General features: G+C 51.9%; 11 protein-coding genes and 1 pseudogene. 11 read left to right on the plus strand and 1 reads right to left on the minus strand.

Annotated features, from left to right (window positions below):
• The first annotated feature begins 3 nt into the window (after positions 1-3).
• The 11 genes and pseudogenes from thrC to E7745_RS06515 all read left to right on the plus strand — a co-directional run bounded on the left by thrC (position 4) and on the right by E7745_RS06515 (position 16,591).
• Positions 4-1,308 (plus strand): threonine synthase, encoded by a 1,305-nt coding sequence (thrC, locus tag E7745_RS06470; protein WP_124075976.1) that lies wholly within the window; start codon positions 4-6, stop codon positions 1,306-1,308.
• 88 nt (positions 1,309-1,396) lie between these two features.
• Positions 1,397-1,984: a GYF domain-containing protein gene (locus E7745_RS06475; RefSeq protein WP_107033017.1), complete on the plus strand. Its 588-nt coding sequence runs from the start codon at positions 1,397-1,399 to the stop codon at positions 1,982-1,984.
• A gap of 249 nt (positions 1,985-2,233) precedes the next feature.
• Positions 2,234-4,096: a methylmalonyl-CoA mutase small subunit gene (mutA, locus tag E7745_RS06480; protein ID WP_123399609.1), complete on the plus strand. Its 1,863-nt coding sequence runs from the start codon at positions 2,234-2,236 to the stop codon at positions 4,094-4,096.
• Between the two features lie 27 nt (positions 4,097-4,123).
• The gene (scpA, locus tag E7745_RS06485) at positions 4,124-6,259 is read left to right on the plus strand and encodes a methylmalonyl-CoA mutase (RefSeq protein ID WP_123399607.1); all 2,136 of its coding nucleotides are present in this window, start codon (positions 4,124-4,126) and stop codon (positions 6,257-6,259) included.
• A gap of 183 nt (positions 6,260-6,442) precedes the next feature.
• Positions 6,443-7,615 (plus strand): iron-containing alcohol dehydrogenase, encoded by a 1,173-nt coding sequence (locus E7745_RS06490; protein WP_123399605.1) that lies wholly within the window; start codon positions 6,443-6,445, stop codon positions 7,613-7,615.
• Positions 7,616-7,820: 205 nt separating this feature from the next.
• Positions 7,821-10,169, plus strand: coding sequence for a hypothetical protein (locus tag E7745_RS06495; protein WP_123611169.1), 2,349 nt, complete (start codon positions 7,821-7,823; stop codon positions 10,167-10,169).
• A 208-nt stretch (positions 10,170-10,377) separates the two neighbouring features.
• Positions 10,378-11,232 (plus strand): annotated as a pseudogene (locus E7745_RS15045) (polysaccharide lyase family 1 protein); the annotation flags it as partial.
• Positions 11,233-11,976: 744 nt separating this feature from the next.
• Complete coding sequence (locus tag E7745_RS06500) at positions 11,977-13,242, plus strand: M64 family metallopeptidase (RefSeq protein WP_240740397.1); 1,266 nt, start codon at positions 11,977-11,979, stop codon at positions 13,240-13,242.
• A 189-nt stretch (positions 13,243-13,431) separates the two neighbouring features.
• Positions 13,432-13,686, plus strand: a complete 255-nt coding sequence (locus tag E7745_RS06505; RefSeq protein WP_107033022.1) for a type B 50S ribosomal protein L31 — start codon at positions 13,432-13,434, stop codon at positions 13,684-13,686.
• A 350-nt stretch (positions 13,687-14,036) separates the two neighbouring features.
• Positions 14,037-15,878 carry a LysM peptidoglycan-binding domain-containing protein gene (locus E7745_RS06510; protein ID WP_136408499.1) on the plus strand — a complete coding sequence of 614 codons (1,842 nt, stop codon included), beginning with the start codon at positions 14,037-14,039 and terminating at the stop codon, positions 15,876-15,878.
• Positions 15,878-16,591 carry a porin family protein gene (locus tag E7745_RS06515; RefSeq protein WP_240597811.1) on the plus strand — a complete coding sequence of 238 codons (714 nt, stop codon included), beginning with the start codon at positions 15,878-15,880 and terminating at the stop codon, positions 16,589-16,591. Before E7745_RS06510 ends, E7745_RS06515 begins: the two co-directional genes overlap by 1 nt.
• Positions 16,592-16,686: 95 nt before the next feature.
• Here the strand turns inward: E7745_RS06515 and E7745_RS06520 are convergent, their stop codons facing one another.
• Positions 16,687-17,532, minus strand: coding sequence for an SDR family oxidoreductase (locus E7745_RS06520; protein ID WP_124075974.1), 846 nt, complete (start codon positions 17,530-17,532; stop codon positions 16,687-16,689).
• Positions 17,533-17,855: the final 323 nt, after the last annotated feature.

A 17,855-nucleotide genomic window follows, 5' to 3' on the forward strand; every position in this document is an offset into this window, starting at 1 on the left:
CAAATGAAATATTATAGTACTAACCGGGCTACGCCCGTAGTGGATCTGGAAGAAGCAGTGGTCAAGGGACTGGCCGCAGACCGCGGACTTTTCATGCCTGAGACCATCAGACCCCTTCCAAAAGAATTTTTTGACACGATTGACCGGCTCTCGTTTCATGAGATAGCCTGCCGTGTGGCCGAAGCGTTTTTCGGTGAAGACATTCCTAAGGAGGACCTCGACCGTATTGTCTGTGACACCCTGGCTTTTGACTGCCCGGTAGCCGAAGTGGAGGACCGCATCTACAGTCTCGAACTTTTCCACGGCCCCACACTCGCATTCAAAGATGTCGGCGCCCGTTTCATGGCGCGTCTGCTCAGATATTTCATAGGCAAGCGCGGAGCCGAACGCACGGTCAACGTGCTTGTGGCCACAAGCGGTGACACCGGATCGGCCGTGGCCAACGGCTTTCTCGGCGTAGACGGCATCCATGTCTATGTGCTTTACCCCAAAGGGAAAGTCAGCCCGATTCAGGAATGCCAGTTTACAACCCTCGGCCGCAATGTCACGGCAGTCGAGGTCGACGGTGTGTTTGACGACTGCCAGCGTCTTGTCAAAAGCGCCTTCATGGACAGCGAACTTTGTGAGAAGATGACACTGACCTCAGCCAACTCGATCAATGTGGCCCGATTCCTGCCGCAGGCATTCTATTATTTCAATGCCTACGCCCGTATGAAGGCTCTCGGAAAGGCATCGGAGCTCGTGATCAGTGTGCCGAGCGGCAATTTCGGCAATATAACCGCCGGACTTTTCGCTCACCGGATGGGGCTTCCGGTCAAACGCTTCATTGCCGCAAACAATTCCAACGATATATTCTATAACTATCTGCTCACTGGCACATACTCGCCGAAGGCAAGTGTGCAGACCATTGCAAACGCGATGGACGTAGGCGATCCGAGCAACTTTGCCCGCATCCTGGATCTGTATGACAACTCTCATGAGCGGATTTCATCGCTGATCAGCGGATTCGCATATCCTGACAGCCGTATCCGCCTGACCATGCACGACTGCTATGCCGCTACCGGCTATCTGCTTGATCCGCATGGAGCCTGCGGCTATCAGGCGCTGAAAGACGGCCTGCAGCCCGGCGAGACAGGCATATTCCTCGAAACAGCCCATCCGGCCAAATTCAAGGAAACTGTAGACGCGGCCGTCGAAGCTCCCGTAGCCATTCCTGACCGCCTTGCCGCATTCATGAACGGCGAGAAGCAGTCAGTGGACATGAACGCCGACTTCTCTGACTTCAAGGACTTTCTGATGCGACAATGAAGGTATGTTTGGCAGATATGCTATAAAACCTTAAATTTGCATTTGATAGTAAAACAGAAAACAAACCACAATAACAATATCAATCATTATGGCAACCTGGTACGTTTATCAGAATAATGTCCAGACAGGCCCTGTGAGCGAAGATCAGCTTTCAGGCATGGGACTTACGCCGGCCACTCTGGTATGGCGCGAAGGTATGGAGCAATGGCAGCCGGCCGGGCAGGTGCCCGAACTGTCATTCCTGTTTGAAGCTCCTGCAGGTGAAGGATCATCCTTCACAACCACGCCCCCTCCCTCGCCCGGAGCAGAGGCTTATGCCGGAACCAGACAGTATCAGAACGCACCCGGCGGAGCGCAATATCAGGGCGCGCAAGGCGGTCAGCAATATCAGAATGCCCCCGGCGCAGCCTATCCACCCGCAGGTGCTTACATACCCGCCTCCGGCAAGGACAAGACCACAGCCGGAATCCTGGCCATACTCCTTGGTTTCTTCGGTGCGCAGTATTTCTATCTCGGCAAAATCGGAGCCGCGATACTGACTATCGTGCTCTCATTCGTCACCTGTGGTATCTGGAATCTGCTGACATTCGCACAGGGCATTGTCATGCTCACAATGTCTCAGGAACAGTTTGACCGGAAATACGTCTATACCAACAGCACCTTCCCCTTGTTCTGAAAGAGGCCTGCGGTCCACTCTTCGGGCTGCAGACATGTTTAAAAACATAAAATTGTCAAAAACAGACATATGTCATTGCAAATAGCGCCTCCACGGGCGCTGTTTCTGCTTATTTTTCTTTCTATTTTTTTGCTTTTAGGAAGTTTCCAATTATCTTTGCACGAAGATTGTTAACCTCTCAGGTTGCTTTCTAAGAGGTTGTTTAAAAACAACCTCTAAACCCTGAACAGTATATTTAATACCATAATCATGGCAGAAAAGAAAGAAAAATTGTTTGAACAGTTTCCTCCCGTGAGCACCGCAGAGTGGAAAGCCAAGGTGGAAGCTGACCTTAAGGGCGCACCGTTTGACAAGAAACTCGTGTGGCGCACCAACGAAGGCTTCAATGTTCAGCCGATGTATCGTCTGGAGGACATCGAAGATCTCAAGACCACCAATTCGCTTCCCGGTGAATTTCCCTATGTGCGAGGAACACGCACTGACAATGACTGGCTCACCCGCCAGGAAATCATCGCCGAGACTCCCGCCGAAGCAAATGAAAAAGCACTTGATGTCCTGACCAAAGGTGTCACTTCACTCGGTTTCCATGTTGACGAACCGACTGCCGAAACACTTCAGATCCTTCTCAAAGGCATAGATCTCGGCAAGGTAGAGGTAAACTTCACCTGCTGCATCAAAAAGGCTCTTCCTCTGGCAAAGGCACTTGTCGAATATATCAAAGCCAACGGCTGTGCCGAAACATTCAAAGGCTCGATTGATTTCAATCCTTTCCGCAAACCCCTGCGCAAGGGTGTGGCATTCGAGGCTTCGGTTCTCGCTTCAATGTCATGCGAACTGCTTGACGCAGTCAGGGAAGTAGCCGGTCTCCGTGTACTCTCTGTTGACAGCGACATGCTTTCCAATGCCGGAGCTTACATTTTCCAGGAACTCGGCTATGCTCTTTCATGGGGCGCGCAGTGGCTGACACTCCTGACCGAGGCAGGCCGCAGCGCCGATGAAGTGGCGGCCCGCATCAAGTTCAACATGGGCATCTCGTCGAACTTCTTCATGGAACTCGCGAAGTTCCGCGCTGCCCGTATGCTCTGGGCCCAGATTGTCAAGCAGTATGGCGCGTCAGACGAAGCCGCAAAGATGATGGCCCACGCCTCTACCTCACGCTTCAATCAGACTCTTTACGATGCACACGTCAACCTGCTCCGTTCTCAGACCGAGGCCATGTCAGCAGCTCTTGCCGGTGTTGACTCCATCACATCGCTTCCCTTCGATCTTCCCTATAAGACACCCGATGAATTCTCTGAACGAATTGCCCGCAACCAGCAGTTCCTTCTGAAAGAAGAAAGCCATCTTGACAAGGTGATCGACCCTGCCGGCGGCAGCTACTATGTGGAGACCCTCACTGTCTCAATCGCGAAAGAAGCCTGGAAACTCTTCCTTGAAGTAGAAGACAAGGGCGGCTTCCTTGCCTGCTGCAACAATGACGAGGTTCAGAAAGTGATCCGTGAAAGCGCCGAAAAGCGTCACACCGACGTGGCCCGCCGCAAAGAGATACTTCTCGGAACCAACCAGTATCCCAATATCAACGAAATGGCTGCCGACAAGATCGTGGATCTCAAAGGCTCGCTTGCCTGCGCCTGTGGCGGTCAGGGCGACGGATGCGAAACTCCCGCCGGACTCCCCACCAAGCGCGCCGCAAGTGACTTTGAATCACTCCGTCTTGCCACAGAAGCCGCTTCAAACCGTCCGAAAGTGTTCATGCTGACCATCGGAAATCTTGCCATGCGTCTTGCCCGCGCGCAGTTCTCCACCAACTTCTTCGGCTGTGCAGGCTATGAGATCATTGACAACCTTGGCTTTGACACTGTAGAACAGGGCGTTGACGCAGCTCTTGAAAAGGGTGCCGACATCGTGGTGCTCTGCTCAAGCGACGACGAATATGCCGAATTCGCACCCGCTGCATTCAAATATCTCGACGGACGCGCTGAATTCGTAGTTGCCGGCGCACCTGCCTGCACCGACGATCTCAAGGCAATCGGAATCAACGACTTCGTTCATGTGCGTTGCAATGTGCTCGACACACTCCGCGCTTTCAATGACAAACTCCTCAAGAAGTAATACGTCAACCCCCATCAACATTCAGACATGAAACCCAATTTCAAAGAAATAGACATCGTTAACGACGCTTTCGGCGATCTCCGTGTCCCCGAAACTCAGGGGGAAGACTGGATCACCCCGGAACTTATCCCCGTCAAGCCCATCTATACCAAGCAGGATCTTGAAGGACTCGAGCACCTCAACTACGTGTCAGGTATTCCTCCCTTCCTCCGTGGCCCGTACAGCGCCATGTATCCTCTGCGCCCCTGGACCATCCGCCAGTATGCAGGCTTCTCCACCGCAGCTGAGTCAAACGCCTTCTACCGCCGCAACCTTGCAGCCGGTCAGAAGGGTCTGTCAGTGGCCTTTGACCTTGCCACACACCGCGGCTATGACGCAGACCACGAACGTGTGGTAGGTGACGTGGGCAAAGCCGGCGTTTCGATCTGCTCGCTTGAAGACATGAAAGTCCTTTTCGAGGGAATTCCCTTGAACAAGATGTCAGTCTCCATGACAATGAACGGAGCCGTTCTCCCCGTGCTCGCATTCTATATCAACGCAGGTCTCGAACAGGGAGCCAAACTCGAAGAAATGGCCGGTACCATCCAGAACGACATCCTAAAGGAATTCATGGTGCGCAACACCTATATATATCCGCCGGAATTCTCGATGCGAATCATCGCCGACATCTTCGAATACACTTCGCAGAACATGCCCAAGTTCAACTCGATCTCCATCTCCGGCTACCACATGCAGGAAGCCGGTGCGACATGCGACATCGAGCTTGCCTACACTCTTGCCGACGGTCTCGAATATCTCCGTGCCGGTATCAATGCAGGCATCGACATCGACGCCTTCGCTCCGCGTCTGTCATTCTTCTGGGCTATCGGCATGAACTACTTCATGGAAGTGGCCAAGATGCGCGCAGCCCGTCTTCTCTGGGCCAAGATCGTCAAGCAGTTCAATCCGAAGAACCCCAAATCGCTTGCCCTGCGCACCCACTCCCAGACCTCAGGCTGGTCGCTTACCGAGCAGGACCCCTTCAACAACGTGGGCCGTACATGTATCGAGGCAATGGGTGCCGCTCTCGGCCACACCCAGTCGCTCCATACCAACGCGCTTGACGAAGCCATCGCCCTCCCGACCGACTTCTCCGCTCGTATCGCCCGCAACACCCAGATCTACATCCAGGAAGAGACTATGGTCACCAAGCAGGTCGATCCCTGGGGCGGCAGCTACTATGTGGAAGCCCTCACAAACGAGATCGCACACCGTGCCTGGGAACACATCCAGGAAATCGAGAAACTCGGCGGTATGGCCAAGGCCATCGAATCAGGTCTGCCCAAAATGCGTATCGAAGAAGCTTCGGCCCGCACTCAGGCCCGTATCGACTCAGGCCGTCAGACAATCGTTGGTATCAACAAATACCGTCTCGACCACGAAGATCCCATCGACATCCTTGAAATCGACAACACCGAAGTGCGCAAAGACCAGGTGGCCCGTCTCGTCGACCTCAAGGCTCATCGCGACGAAGAGGCAGTCAAGAAATCCCTCGCCGCCATCACCGAGTGTGTCCGCACCAAGGAAGGCAACCTCCTCGACCTTGCTGTCAAGGCTGCCGGTCTGCGCGCCACACTGGGCGAAATCTCCGATGCCTGCGAAGACGTCGTAGGCCGTTACAAAGCAGTAATCAGAACCATTTCAGGCGTGTACTCATCAGAAACCAAGGCTGATCCTGACTTCGTGAAGGCTCAGCAGATGTGCGAAGAATTCGCCAAGCGCGAAGGTCGTCAACCCCGTATCATGATCGCCAAGATGGGCCAGGACGGTCACGACCGCGGTGCCAAGGTGGTAGCCACCGGCTATGCCGACTGCGGTTTTGACGTTGACATGGGCCCGCTGTTCCAGACTCCCGCCGAAGCAGCCCGCCAGGCGGTCGAGAACGACGTCCACATTCTCGGTGTCTCTTCACTTGCAGCAGGTCACAAGACCCTGATTCCGCAGGTGATCGAGGAACTCAAGAAACTCGGCCGCGAGGACATCATGGTGACTGCCGGCGGTGTTATTCCCGCTCAGGACTATGATTTCCTTTACAAGGCAGGTGTCGCCGCAATCTTCGGCCCCGGTACCCGCATTCCGGTTTCGGCAATCAAGATGCTTGAGCTTCTTGAAGGAGAAGAATAATAGAATTTCCCTGATGTTTTCCCTGATTGCTTGAATCACATGGGGAAAAATATCGGCAGGGGGACGCATTTCAGAGCGCCCGCGCAGACGGCCGATTACCGGTCACCTGCTATGGAGGCGCTTTGAAAAGCGTTCCTCTGTCGCGTTTATTGTTTTTAGACAACCTCTAATAATGTATGCCCAATGGATAATTTCACTTTTTGCACCCCTACGCGCTATCTGTTTGGCCGAGGGGTTGAGAATGAAGTGGGACGCCTTTGCAAAAACGCGGAGTGGAAAAACGTCATGATCGTCTATGGCGGCGGCTCTGCGGTGAAGAGCGGACTGCTTGACCGCGTTACTGCATCGCTCGACGCTGAAGGCATTTCTCATATCTCCCTTGGAGGCGTGAAGCCCAATCCGACTGACGATCTGGTCTATGAAGGCATAGACCGTTGTCGCCGGAGTGGGGCAGATGCCTTGCTCGCTGTAGGCGGAGGCTCTGTGATCGACACTGCCAAGGCTATAGCCTGCGGAGTGCCTTATGACGGAGACTTCTGGGACTTCTTTGCCGGAAAAGCCGTAGTCGGACCGGCCTTGCCTCTCGGAGTGGTGCTCACCATTCCCGCCGCAGGCAGCGAGGGGAGCGGAAACTCAGTGATAACCCGTCTTGACGGACTGTTGAAACTCTCGCTCAGGACCGATACAGCTTTGCGGCCGAAATTCGCCTGCCTGAATCCGGAACTGACATTCACTCTTCCGCCCTATCAGACGGCAAGTGGCATCGCCGACATGATGGTCCACATCATGGAGCGTTATTTCTCCCCTACGGAAGATGTAGAGGTGACCGACCGCCTGGCCGAAGGGCTGCTGAAAGCCATAATAGCGGAAGCCCCCAAAGTGATGGCCTGTCCTGACGATTACCAGGCCCGCGCCAACATAATGTGGAGCGGCACTCTCGCCCACAACGGCATCTGCGGATGCGGACGGCGTGAAGACTGGGCCTCTCATTTCATGGAGCATGAGCTGAGCGCCATCTACGGAGTGACTCACGGAGCCGGACTCGCTGTAATAGTGCCTGCATGGCTCGAATATGTGTCACGCATCAAGCCTGCCAAAGTGGCGCAGTTCGGCCGCAGGGTCTTTGACGTGAACGAGCATGACGACACCGCTGCGGCCACCGAGGCAGTCTGCTGCCTGCGCGGATTCTTCAGCTCTATCGGTCTGCCAGTCACCATGAAAGCTCTCGGCATTGAAGCGCCTGATTTTGACCTGTTCGTCAGCAAGCTTCATGAAAACAAAGGCCCGCAGATAGGTGGCTATATCACTCTTGGCAAAGAAGACACCGAGGCTATCTACCGTCTCGCCGCGGAATGAGAGGTCTTTCAATATCCTCCAGACGCATCTGAAAGCAATTCTTAATAAACATCAAAACTGCGGATTTTGATGCGAAAAATGCGGGAAATGGTAGATTTTATTTGATAATGGCCGAAAAATCATCTATCTTTGCATACTGAGAAAGAATGCCTTAAATTAAAACTCTATACCTTATACAACAAATTTACCCCCTTATCTACACAACATGAAAAGATTTGCAATATTCACCTTGGTGGCATTGCTCTGCTCTATGTTCGGATTTGCCGAGACCATAGATCGTCTTGAAGCATTTCCGGGAGCCGAGGGCTATGGCCGCTACACGTCAGGTGGTCGCGGTGGAAAAGTGCTTAAAGTAACAAAACTAACCGATGACGGATCTGAAGGCACATTGCGTTGGGCCTGCAATCAGGCAGGTGCAAGAACAATCGTTTTTGAAGTGTCAGGAAACATTCATCTTGAAAGCGCTCTTGATCTGAAAAACGGAAATGTGACCATCGCAGGCCAGACCGCTCCCGGTGACGGCATCTGCATTACCGACTATCCGTTTTCAATCAAGGCCAATAATGTGATCATCCGTTATATCCGTTTCCGTCTTGGTAACAAAAACGTGACCAAAGATGGTGCAGACGGCTGGGATGGACTTGGAGCCCTTGATCAGCGCGACATCATCATTGACCATTGCTCGGTGAGCTGGAGTATTGATGAATGTCTTTCGTTCAGCGGTACTCATAACACAACAGTCCAGTGGTGTATCGTATCTCAGAGCCTTGTCAATTCAGGCCACAGCAAAGGCAATCACGGATATGGTGGCAACTGGGGTGGCGAATATGGTTCATATCACCACAATCTTCTTGCTCACCACACATCGCGTGCTCCGCGCCTTGGCCCGCGTCCCACCACTCAGCTCAATGAGGTGATGGACATGCGTAACAATGTCATGTTCAACTATTCTGGCGAAAGTTGCTACGGCGGTGAGGGCATGAATGTCAACATTGTCAATAATTACTATAAGCCCGGACCTGGAAATAAGTATGTCAATGGCAGCAACAATAAGAGATTCCGCATTGCCGGAATCGGAATCCGCACTGTGGATTATGTGCTTGACAAAGACAAGATCGCAGCGTCTTATAACAGTCTGATGGGTACCTCTATCAATAAAGGCAATGTAGAAGGCTATTTCAGCAAAGGCAGACCCGGAGTTCAGATTGCAGGACGGTCATATGACATAGCGGATGACAATACTATCAATATAGATGGCAAGATTCTTACTATCACCTGGAATGCCTATAAGCCCGCATTGCACAAGATCGGCACATATTATGTCGATGGAAACAATAACTCGAATTTCGGGCAGGTGGAAGGTGATAACTGGGGTTTTGGCATATATAACCAGATCACCTGGAGCGAATGGGACGGACTTGCTTCGGTAAGCTCTTCTCAGAATAATATCAAAAATGATATGAAGCTTGACCGCCCGATTGAATATGTCTATACCACCACCCATAGTGCTCAAGATGCCTATGCTAAAGTGCTTGATCATGCGGGAGCTTCTCTGAAACGTGACGCTCTTGATAAAATGATCATCGAAGAGGCTCGAAATAATAAAGCAGCTTCTACAGGATCAGGCCTTGACGCAGGTTTTATCAACACTCCTGATGATATAGTATATCCTGCCGGAACCGCACTGGAAGAAAATGGCAAACTTCCGATACTTGCTAATGTGGCTGCGCCTGTAGATACAGACGGCGATGGCATGCCTGACAAGTGGGAGCAGGAAAATGGCCTTGATCCCAATGATCCTTCTGACGGAGCCAAAGCCACGGCATCAGGATTTACTAATCTTGAGATCTATCTGAATTCTTTGGTTGAACATATCACCGCCTCTCAGAACGAGGCCGGCAAGATGCTCAACGGCGATCTGACTTTCGCTGACGATGCTGTCGAGCTCCCGAAATACGAGGCGCCTGTTGTAGAGACTTTCGAATATGAAATCTCAAAATCTACCAGCCATATGATGAGAGACGATCCCCAGCCTTTCCTTTTCAGTGATGGAATCTCAGTCTCTTGTACAGATGCCAGCCGAAAATATTCAAACGGCTCATCTGCAACAGCTGACTATGTGAAGTTTGGCTCAGGAAGCAACAGAACCTGGACAATAAAGCTTCCGGAAGGAAAGGTTGCGACTGAGCTGACCTTTATCGGCTGGGCCAACAATGACAATAATCAGTCATATGTGGCTTCAGTTAATAATGATAAATTTGCTGCTGACGATTATGTTTTTCCGATCAGAAATATCAATGATGCGGCAAAGCACACAATCAATGTCACAGAACCTTCAAATGAAGTCAAAGTCATTTTCGGTGGCTCGGAAGTCGTTATTCAGATAATGATCAAGGCTAAGAAAGCAGACCAGTCAGGTATCGAGGACATCGTCATTGATCCCGCCAAGCCTCAGGGCAACGGTAAGATTTACAATATCATGGGTGTCGAAATCAAGGAGCCGCTGCTCCCCGGAATCTATATCCGTGACGGAAAGAAGTTCATTGTGAAATAATAAGGGGTTGACAATCCCTTGAACATGAAATATTAACTCTCTCGGCAGGGACGCTTTAAAAGGCGTTCCTGCCGAGAATTTTATGAAAGTATATATGATGAAACGGATTCATTTACTGGCAGCCGCCATACTGTTGGCTTCAAGTGGCTATGCCTTGCCTCCTGACGGATTCCCGCGTTCGATGCAGCCTGACCGTCAGCGTAAGGTGATGCAAAAAGAAACGGTGCCCTCCGTATGGATCAGACCTTCGGTAGCCGCTTTTCCAGGTGCAGAGGGTTTTGGCATGTGGACCACCGGCGGCCGTGGGGGGCGGGTGTATCATGTCACGACTCTTGATGACAATGACCGGCCCGGTTCATTCCGCTATGCCTGCAATCAGGCCGGTCCGCGGACAATCGTTTTTGATGTCGACGGCACTATTTTCCTGAAATCGCCCCTGCGGCTTGAAAACCCTGATGTGACGATAGCCGGACAGACTGCTCCCGGTGATGGTGTCTGCATTGCCGACTATCCGTTTCTCATCCAGGCCGACAATGTGATAGTCCGTTTCATGCGTTTTCGTCTCGGCGACCGTGAAGTGGCCCATCACGAAGGTGACGGACTCGGCGGCAGCGGTCATCGCAATGTGATGGTTGACCATTGCTCTGTGAGCTGGAGCATAGACGAGTGCATCTCGGTCTACGGTATGACCGACTTTACCGTGCAGTGGTGCATCGCATCCCACAGTCTTCATAGCAGCGGCCATCAGAAAGGAGCCCACGGCTACGGCGGAAACTGGGGTGGCAGCGGCGCGAGCTATCATCACAACCTTGTGGCAAACCATACGTCGCGCACACCGCGTCTCGGACCGAGCCCGCATACCCAGACTGACGAGCGCATGGATCTGCGTAACAACGTGATCTATAACTACGGTTCAAACGGGTGTTATGGAGGCGAGGGCATGACAGTGAACATAGTCAACAATTATTTCAAACCCGGCAAGACCACAAACACCATGCCTGAGCGCATAGCCGGTCCCGGAATCCGCACCGTGCAGTATTGTCTCAACGGCAGCGGTCTTGCTGAAGACTATAACCGTCTGTTCGGCACAAGCCTGAGCCGCGATGATGTCAAAGGCTTGCGTGATGGCAAGGGGCGCAAGGGTGTGAACCGCGTGAGTGTCGGCGGCCGCGTTTTTGAGATTGACATGGCCGACAACAGTATCGAAGTCGACGGACATAAACTGAAAATCGGTTGGAACGTATGGCGCCCGATGCTTCACAAATGGGGCCGCTTTTATGTGAGCGGCAACGAGAACCACGACATTGCGGCAGTCGGAGCCGACAACTGGGGCGTAGGTGTCAGACGCCAGATAAAACCTGCCGGCTGCGATGGTTATTGGGATAAATCCATAGCAGATGAAATCCGTCTCAATGAGCCTATGGACTTTGAGACGGTGACTACCCATACGGCGCGTGATGCCTATGAACGGGTGCTCGACTGCGCCGGAGCTTCGCTTCGCCGTGATGCCTATGACAGTCTTGTCATCAGTGACGTGCGTGAGGGCAATGCGTCATTCGGGAAAAACGGCATCATTGACACTCAGGATGAGGTTGTCTATGCCGACGGATCGCGCGGCTGGCCTGCCCTGAACAGCGGTGTGGCTCCGGCTGACACTGACGGCGATGGAATTCCCGATGACTGGGAGAGGGCCAACGGTCTTGATCCGGATAATGCTTCTGACGGCAGTCTCATTGGTAAGTCAGGCTACAGTAATATTGAACTCTATATGAATTCTCTGGTTGCCGAAGTAATGGAGGCCGGACTGATGGGAGGAGCACAAAGCGCCCAGATCCGCGAGACATCTTCTTCTGATTTCGGACGTAGGTTTGAAGACCGCACTCTGCGTGTCGACTATCTCTTCACTGCCACTCCGGCCGGTGACAGGGGTGTTTCTCTTGCCGGTCAGTCAGGTATCGACGGATGGGCCGGCCGACGCCATAGAATGTCGGAACTGCCGTTGCTCGGAAACGGCACGGTCACAATGGTCTCGGAGGCAGACGGTGACACGCTCTACCGCACATCCTTCTCATCTCTTTATCATGAATGGCTTACCACCGCAGAGGCTTCAGAAGTGGCCAAGGCTTTCGAGCACACGGTGCTTCTGCCTTATCCGGTCTCACCTGCCCGCATAAGCATCGAGCTGCTTGACAACCGCCATAAGCCTATTGCCTCGATGACCCACAGGCTTGATCCGAAAGATATTCTGATTACAAGGAAAGGCCACGGCTGGGTGGCGGAGCACCGCTATATCCACCGTGGGGGTGATCCGAAGAACGCCATAGATGTGGCTATTCTTGCAGAGGGCTATACAAGAGCGGAGATGGACAGTTTCTATCGTCATGCCCGTACGGCTGTGGATGCCATACTTTCCTACGAACCGTTCAAGTCACAGGCCGACAAGTTCAATTTTGTCGCCGTGGCCACTCCTTCGGCTGACTCAGGAGTCAGTGTGCCCCGTCTGGGCGAATGGAAGTCGACAGCATTCTCTTCGCATTTCAGCACATTCTATTCAGACCGCTATCTGACGAGCCTGCATGTCAGGGATATTCATGACTCTTTGGCCGGAATACCCTATGAACATATCATAATTCTGGCAAACACTCCGGAGTATGGCGGCGGAGGCATATATAACAGCTATACGCTGACCACATCGCGACATGCGAATTTCCGGCCTGTGGTTGTTCATGAATTCGGCCATAGTTTCGGCGGTCTGGCCGATGAATATTTCTACGAGACCGAGGCCAATGACGAGGCCTATCCCGCAGATGTGGAGCCTTGGGAACCGAACATCACCACACTTGTGGATTTTGAAAGCAAGTGGAAAGATCTGATTCCCAAAGGAACGCCGCAGCCCACACCGGTATCGGAAGCGTCGAAATGGCCGGTAGGACTTTATGAAGGAGGGGGGTACTCTTTTCATGGAGTATATCGTCCGGCCGATGACTGCCGCATGCGCACCAACACAGCTCCGGACTTCTGTCCGGCCTGCCGCAGAGCCATGAGCCGCCTGATCGATTTCTACACAGAATAGCAGCCGCCCGATTGAGTCTACAATCCGCAATTGCCTGCAAATTCTTGCACAATAATAATTTCTCGGTTCATAATGGCAGAAAAGTTTTGATAAATAAATTAAAATTCTTACCTTTGCACCGCCATTACGAATCTACGCGTCCTACCAGCGCAACGATAACTTCTGACAACAAAAAAATCACGAAATAAAATGAAAGCAGATCTCCATCCTTCCAACTACCGCGAAGTAGTATTCAAGGACATGTCGAACGATGAAATCTTCATCACTCGTTCCACTGTAGCCTCAAAGGAAACAATCGAAGTTGACGGCGTGACCTATCCCTTGGTTAAGCTTGAAATCACCAGCTCGTCACACCCCTTCTTCACCGGTAAGCAGAAGCTTGTCGATACCGCCGGTCGCGTGGACAAGTTCATGAGCCGTTACGGCAACCGCAAGAAGAAATAATTCATTCTTCACGGATTCAAAGAATCAACCGGCGTCCTGCAGCATTTGTCTGCAGGACGCCGGCTTCTTTATATATATGTGATGTTTTTGAACCGGTCTTGCGTAGCCATCCGGGGCGGTAAATCGGTGTCCGGTCGAGGACACCGATTTACCGCTCCGAATAGGGTGCCTTCGCTTTATCGCTCTCTTTCGGGAGGGCGGGGGTGTATCTTTGCAGAAGTTCTTTCCGATGTGGATCTTAACCCCCCATTTTTTTATTGACTCCAAAAAATTCCGTATAATCGGTGTTAAAAGTAAAGATACATCAAAGAATTTGATGTATCTTTGTGGAAGTTTTTAGCCATAAGCACATGAAATTTCGTAGACTGACCATATCTGCCCTCTGTTCTCTTGCATTGGCTGCAGGCATTACGGCTGACGCCGCAGTGAAAGATCTGCCTGTCAAAGAGATAAACGGACGTTCATATCATTATTATACCGTAGAGAACAAGGAGACCATTTATTCTCTCTGCCATAAGTTCGGCATCAGCAAAGACGAGCTTGTGAAGTTTAACCCCTCAGTGGCCGACGGACTGAAGTCCGGCTCGATGCTGTTCTTCCCGGTTGAAGAGAGCGAGGTGCTGACTCCTGACAATGCCAACCGTCACGGAGTGCGTATGCTGAGCCATACCGTGGCAAAAGGGGAGACTATCTATGGAATCGCTAAAAAATACGGAATAAGCACAGATGCGCTGATCGAGCAGAACCCCATTGTCCGCGAAGGGCTGAAGGCTGGTCAGACTCTTCATCTGACAGCGCCGGTTATCGGCGAAGATAATTCAGCGGCCAGTGCAGTGGCTGTCGGATCAGCCTCGCAAGGCACTACTGTTATTCGCACAGCACCTGAAGGCTATATAGTAAAGAAGAAAGAGACGTTTTATTCTATAGCCAATGCCCACGGGATCACCGTGGAGCAGCTTGAAGCCGCCAATCCGGGTATTACGGTCCTGAAAGAAGGTCAGGTGCTGAGCATTCCGGCCCCGCAGGGAGCAGTAGCGGCAGAGCAGCAGGCATCTCCTTCCGGCCTTATTCCGGTCGGAACTGACGGCACCGTATCCGTTGATGACCTTGCCCGTGCATCCGGTGTCACTCCGGAGGCAAAAGAGGAGCTTTCTGTAGCTGTGGTCTTGCCGTTTATGCTCAAGGAAGAAACACCGTCAAAGAGCGCGCAGCGCTACACTGAATTCTATAAAGGATTTCTGATTGCCGTAGACAGTATGCGCCACAATGGAGTCCCGGTCAAAGTAACTGCCTATGACACTGAAGGGTCTACAGCGAAAGTCCGTCAGCTGACTTCTGACAGCACCTTGAAAGCTCATCGCATGATAATAGCCCCCGATTCGTCAGACCAGCTGGCTATACTCGGTGAATTCGGGCGTGATAACGGCATAAAAGTGCTCAACGCTTTTATAGTCCGCGATGAATGCTATCAGACTAATCCTGCCGTGATGCAGGGAAACATACCTTCGCAGCAAATGATTGACAAAGCCGCCGAAGCAATTGCCGGACGGCTGGCATATTCAACCCCCGTCTTTGTATCTCTGGCAGACGGCGCGAATGCAGACAAATCTGATTTTATCTCGGCGCTCAAATCGCGTATTGAGTCAAAAGGAATTGAGTGGAAGACCATTACAGCCGAGGCGAAACTGACTCCGGCTGATCTTAAAAGCCTGAAGTCTGACGGGAACTATACGTTTATACCACTGTCGGCCCGTCAGAGTGATCTCAACCGCATAATGCCCGCTGTCATAGAGTGGCGCGACGAGGCCGGACTCCCGATGGTCAAGCTTGTCGGCTATCCGGAGTGGGTGACATTCCGCGGCGAGACTCTGCAGAACATGCACAATCTCAACACCACGGTGTATTCGCGTTTCTTTGTCGATGATGACAATGTGCGCACACGTCGCATGGAAGACCGTTTCAAAGGCTGGTATGGAGCCGGAATGGAAAATGCCATACCGCGTCAGGGACTGCTCGGTTTCGATACAGGCATGTTTGTGCTGGATTATCTCAAGAACCCGGTGGCACGCTATGACGGTGTGCAGAACGGCTATTCGTTCACAACCCCGGAAGGAGCCGAGGGACAGTGCAACAATGTGCTCTATCTGATCAACTTCCGCACCGGCGGTTTAATTGAAAAAATCAATCTCTGATGGCAGGTAAGGTATTTCGTATGATTGCCGGACGGGTGCTTGTTGCGCTGGCACTTCTGCTGCCTGTCAGTGTGATGGCCCAGAGAGAATACTCGCCCAACTTTTCGATAGGAGGAAAGGCCGGAGCGACATTGTCGCGCATGTCATTCAGCCCTGAGGTGCATCAGAAGTTCACCCAGGGGCTCACTATGGGGCTTGCCTGCCGCTACACGGAGGAGAAGATCTTCGGTCTGATCGGAGAAATCAACGTGACGCAGCGTGGATGGGCCGAGGATTTTGCCAAGGACGAGGCGCCGGAGTTCAGTTATTCACGCACTCTGACCTATGTCTCTATTCCGGTGATGACACATATCTATTTCGGGTCACAGAAATTTCGCGGTTTTTTCAATCTCGGACCGGAGGTGGGATTTTTGCTCGGCAGTTCGATCGATGCAAATTTCGATTATGACAACTATAAAAATATACCTAATTTCCCGCAAGGCTCTCGAACTAATGAGCAGTTGGCAATGGCTGTAGACCGCAAGTTTGACTACGGTATTGTCGGTGGGGCCGGTATGGAGATTGTGATAAAGCGCCGACACTCCATAATGCTCGAAGGCCGCTACTATTTTGGCCTGGGAAATATCTTCAAGGATTCAAAGCGTGACTTCTTTGCTGCCTCACGTAACAACTCGATCGAGATTTCACTGAAATATATGATTCGTGTGAAATAAGCGACTTCCGGACACAATATATACCACACGACATCCCCCGCACATTCAACCGTGATCTGATTCCGGCGATGTGCGGGGGATGTGGTTATGATGCCTTATGCGGTTACGCTTTTGTCTATCGGATCTTTGACTTCGGCCGGCGGTTCCGGCTGGCTGAGCGACTTTTCGACGGATGCGTCTGTTTTCTCCTGGGCAGGAGTGGCGGGAGCGGAGACATTGACCGGAATGCGCTCCCAGATGCGGTCGGGGAGGAGACTCCAGAGTCTGACTGCAAGATTCCATCTCCAGTCCACGATACACAGCCTACGGCGCTTTATTATAGCGCGGACAATGCTTGCAACTGCATGGTCAAGGCTCATTGTCATCGGGTAGACTCTGTCAGGGTTAAGCAACGGGGTGCGTATCCATCCTGGGCGGATGTCAGTGAATGAAATGTCGAGATTCTGCATCCCGGCGAGCTGGTCGAGAGCGGTCAGATAAGCCTGCTGATATTTTTTGGATGAAGAATAGGATGCGAGCTGTCCGATTCCTTTGGTGCCGGCCACGGATGTCACGGCTGCGATGCGCCCGCGGCCTCCGTGTTCACGGAAATATCTGAAGGCAGTGTCGATCATGCGGGTGAAGCCGACCACGTTAGTCTGTGCGGTGGCCACATCATGGTCTGTCACAAGAGTCTCGTTTTCATATCCGATGCCTGCCACATGAAGATATATGTCCATTCCGCCGAGCCTTCCGATGAGATCACGGAGGTGGGAGGGAGATGCAGCGTCGTCAATGTTGATCCGCGCATAGCGGATGCGGTCAGGAAAGTCTGACTGAAGTTTGCGCATGACTTTCTCATTGCGCCCTGCGGCTCCTACGAGCCAGCCGGCTTTCGCGAAGATTTCTGCCACACGGAGTCCGATTCCGGATGTGGCGCCCATGATTACGATTATCTTCATTTTTTTCTGATTTGCTCAAAAGCGGATAATAGTTTGACAAGTGACTTGTCTGTTTAACACTTGGAGTCATCAGATGGTTTAAAAGCGGTCAGGGCCTGACGTTTGAGTGTGGTTTTAGTTAACTTAGGTTAAAAGATCGGGTGGAGTGTAACTTTGGACATGGTACTTTCGTCTTATAAACAGCACAACGAGAAATCGCGATGGTTTGAATCGCGAGAAGTAAAAGATAGTACGAATGCAATATTAGTTAAAGCTTCTATTTTGTAATTAGTCCGTCTTTATTAGCTTTGGACGGAGAAGGTATAAAGCAATTATTACTGTCC

Source organism: Duncaniella sp. C9, assembly GCF_004803935.1.
Taxonomy (GTDB): Bacteria; Bacteroidota; Bacteroidia; order Bacteroidales; family Muribaculaceae; genus Duncaniella; species Duncaniella muris.